The organism is uncultured Microbacterium sp. (assembly GCF_947632095.1).
Classification (GTDB): Bacteria; Actinomycetota; Actinomycetes; order Actinomycetales; family Microbacteriaceae; genus Microbacterium.
Window position 1 is genome coordinate 1 of the sequence record NZ_CANROA010000097.1, and the last position, 3,105, is coordinate 3,105.

Here is a 3,105-nt window from a genome sequence, read left to right on the forward strand (position 1 = left end):
CGCGATCCTGCGGCCGCAGAAGAAGAAGCGCCGCCGCTGACCTCATCCGCGCTCGGCCACGTACTCGGTCGAGACGACGCTCTCCGCCTCGGCCAGCTCCTTCCAGTACTGCTCCATGCTCGCCATGCGCGGGTCGTCCGAGGCGTCCAGGAGGGCTGCCGTGTCGATGTACTCGCCGAGCCAGTGCGTCTTCAGCGCGACATCCTGCACGCCCGGCAGCGGATCCCCGACGCGGGTGACGACCATGCTGTCGCCTGAGCCGCTGCCACCGGGGGAACCGCCGCCGGCGAGCGCGCTGATCATGTCGTCGGTGTGGCGGAGCTCGATGATCTGCTGACCGGGTTCGAGGGTCGGATGCACGGGGCTGCCCGCCGTCACCTGCAGCCCGACGTCGAAGTGGCTCTGGGTGGCGAGGTAGGCGGAGTTCATCGCCGCCTGCGAGTGGGCCCACACATCGACGCGGTCTCCGGCCTCGGCGCCGGCCTCTTCGAGAGCGCGCACCGTGGCGGCGTAAGAGGCCGACTCCTTGCCGGTGTAGAGCTCGAGGTTGGATTTCAGATCGAGCGGGTTCTTACCGCCGATGCCCGCGGACGATGTGCCGTGGGCGTAGAGGATGAAGCGGTTGCGCCCATCGGGCATCGTGTACTTCTCGACCTTGAGCTGCGCATCCGACCCCTTCTGCGGGAAGCGGCCGAACGCCTCGGCGAGACTCGTCGGGGGCCGGATGCCGTGCTGCGTCTGCCCCGCGCTCACCCGTACCGGGCCGCCGCTGCTCTGCAGGGTCGCGCCGGGGGCGAGCGGGCCGACACCCGCCCCGACCTTGGCCGCCGCGGCGAAGATCAGGCCCGCCAGATCGATCCGCATCGGGCCGAAGATGCTCGTGTCGAATTGACGGTCGAGCCCCTCGAAGCGCTTCTGCTCCCACTGGGCCATCATCTGCTCCTCGATCTCGAGGATCTTCGGATCCGATGCGGTGAGCGCCGCGATGCGCGCCTGCAGCAGAAGCGTCGCCGCCGCGTCGTCGCGGATCGTCCGCGCCGCGAGCTCGGCGCGCAGCTCGACCAATTCGTACACATCCGCCATGAGTAGCGTGCTCCGCGCCCCGCTGGCGCACTCGGCCTGCAGGGCCTCGCACCGCTCGGTCGCCGCCGCGAGCTGTCCGATTCCGCCCCCGAAGAATCCGGCGCCCGAGCTCAGATGGCCGAGCGCCGTGCTCACGGCGGCCGCGGCATCCGCGAATCCCGGCGAAAGCGCGAAGAGGGAGTCCGCGACCTGTCGGAGCGCCTCGGGATCGACGGCGATCGCCCCGCCGTGCGTGATCTCGATCTGGCCGTTCATGCCCCGACCACCCGGTCGATCTCGCCGATCCGCACCGCCAGTTCGCTCAGCTCGAACGCGGTGCGCTCAGCTGCGTCCGTCACCCGCAGATTGAGCTCGCGCACCCCCTGCGCCTGCCACATCGTCTGCTCGACGAGCGAGGCGAGGGCCGCGCCTGCGCCCTCGAGTGCGCAGACCGCATCGTTCAGAGCGCGGCGCGCCGCATACGCGTGCCAGATCATCTCGGAGGTTCCGCCATCGGCGGCGATCGTGTTCAGCATGCCCCCAGCCTGTGACGGGGCCGGAGCGCCCGCCGTTCGCGCAGGCGGGATCCGTGCGCCGATCGCCCGGGCCATCGGATGTGCAGAAAGAGAGCGTGACTGCTGGGCAGAAGAATCACCGACCTGCACAATGGGAGTTGTGACACTGTCGGACCCCTTCCGCGTCATCTTCGTGTGCACGGGCAACATCTGCCGCTCCCCCATGGCGGAGGTGGTCTTCCGCGAGCTCGCGGAGCATCAGGGCCTCGGGCCGATCCTCGTCTCCACGAGCGCCGGCACCGGCGAATGGCACGTCGGAGAGCGCGCCGATTCCCGCACGATCGAGGCGCTCGACCGCCGGGGCTACGACGGCTCGATGCATCGTGCCAAGCAGTTCACCGCGGCATCCTTCGCCGAGAACGACCTCGTCATCGCCCTCGACCGCACCCACGAGCGCATCCTGCGCGAGTGGGCCCGCGACGAGGACCAGGAGGGCAAAGTGCTGCTCCTGCTGTCGTTCGACCGCGACGCTCACGGCCTGGACGTGCCCGACCCCTACTACGCCGACGACGGGATGTTCGATTCGGTGCTGACTATGATTGAGACCGCGACCAGGGGCCTGTTCCGTCAGCTCGAACCCGCGTTGCGACCCAGCCGCACGACGCCCCGCATCTGAGGTGAGGGGCCCGATCAGGAGGACTCCCCTGACTACGCCGAACACCTTCCCCGTCCAGCCGCTGAGCCCTCTCGACGGCCGCTATCGTCCGGCCGTCGCGCCGCTGGGCGACTATCTCTCCGAGTCGGGCCTGAACCGCGCCCGCGTCGAGGTCGAGGTCGAGTGGCTCATCGCCCTCACCGACCGCTCGCTGTTCGAGACCTCGCCCCTCTCGGATTCCGACAAGGAGCGCCTGCGCGGCCTCTACCGCGACTTCGGGCAGAACGAGATCGACTGGCTCGCCGAGAAGGAGGCCGTCACCCGTCACGATGTGAAGGCCGTCGAGTACCTCGTGCGCGACCGGCTCTCGACCCTCGGCCTCGACGCGATCGCCGAGCTCACCCACTTCGCCTGCACCAGCGAGGACATCAACTCGGTCTCCTACGCGCTGACCGTCAAGCGCGCGGTCGAGAATGTCTGGCTGCCCGCACTGGATGCCGTGATCGAGAAGCTGCGCGCCCTCGGCGTCGAGCACGCGGATGCCGCGATGCTCTCCCGCACGCACGGCCAGCCCGCCACCCCCTCGACCATGGGCAAGGAGCTCGCGGTGTTCGCCTGGCGTCTGGAGCGCGTGCGCGCCCAGATCGCTGCATCCGATTTCCTCGCCAAGTTCTCGGGAGCGACCGGCACCTGGTCGGCGCACCTGTCGGCCGACCCCGACGCCGACTGGCCGACCATCGCCCGCGAATACGTCGAGGGCCTCGGCCTGGGCTTCAACGTACTGACCACCCAGATCGAGTCGCACGACTGGCAGGTCGAGCTCTACGACCGCATGCGTCACGCCGGCGGCATCCTGCACAACCTCGCCACCGA

The 3,105-nt window shown here is 69.4% G+C and carries 4 protein-coding genes; 2 read left to right on the plus strand and 2 right to left on the minus strand.

Annotation, left to right across the window (positions count from 1 at the left end):
- Positions 1-42 precede the first annotated feature (42 nt).
- Together Q0Z66_RS12315 and Q0Z66_RS12320 are read right to left on the minus strand one after the other, a co-directional pair.
- Complete coding sequence (locus Q0Z66_RS12315) at positions 43-1,338, minus strand: hypothetical protein (RefSeq protein ID WP_298041586.1); 1,296 nt, start codon at positions 1,336-1,338, stop codon at positions 43-45.
- Positions 1,335-1,598: a hypothetical protein gene (locus Q0Z66_RS12320; protein ID WP_298041587.1), complete on the minus strand. Its 264-nt coding sequence runs from the start codon at positions 1,596-1,598 to the stop codon at positions 1,335-1,337. The genes Q0Z66_RS12315 and Q0Z66_RS12320 overlap by 4 nt, the downstream gene beginning before the upstream one ends.
- 202 nt (positions 1,599-1,800) lie before the next feature.
- Here Q0Z66_RS12320 and Q0Z66_RS12325 point away from each other — a divergent pair, with 202 nt between their 5' ends.
- Positions 1,801-2,253, plus strand: coding sequence for a low molecular weight protein-tyrosine-phosphatase (locus Q0Z66_RS12325; RefSeq protein WP_298041591.1), 453 nt, complete (start codon positions 1,801-1,803; stop codon positions 2,251-2,253).
- A gap of 1 nt (position 2,254) precedes the next feature.
- Positions 2,255-3,105, plus strand: an 851-nt coding sequence (locus Q0Z66_RS12330; protein WP_298041589.1) for a lyase family protein, incomplete at its 3' end; no start/stop codon positions are given.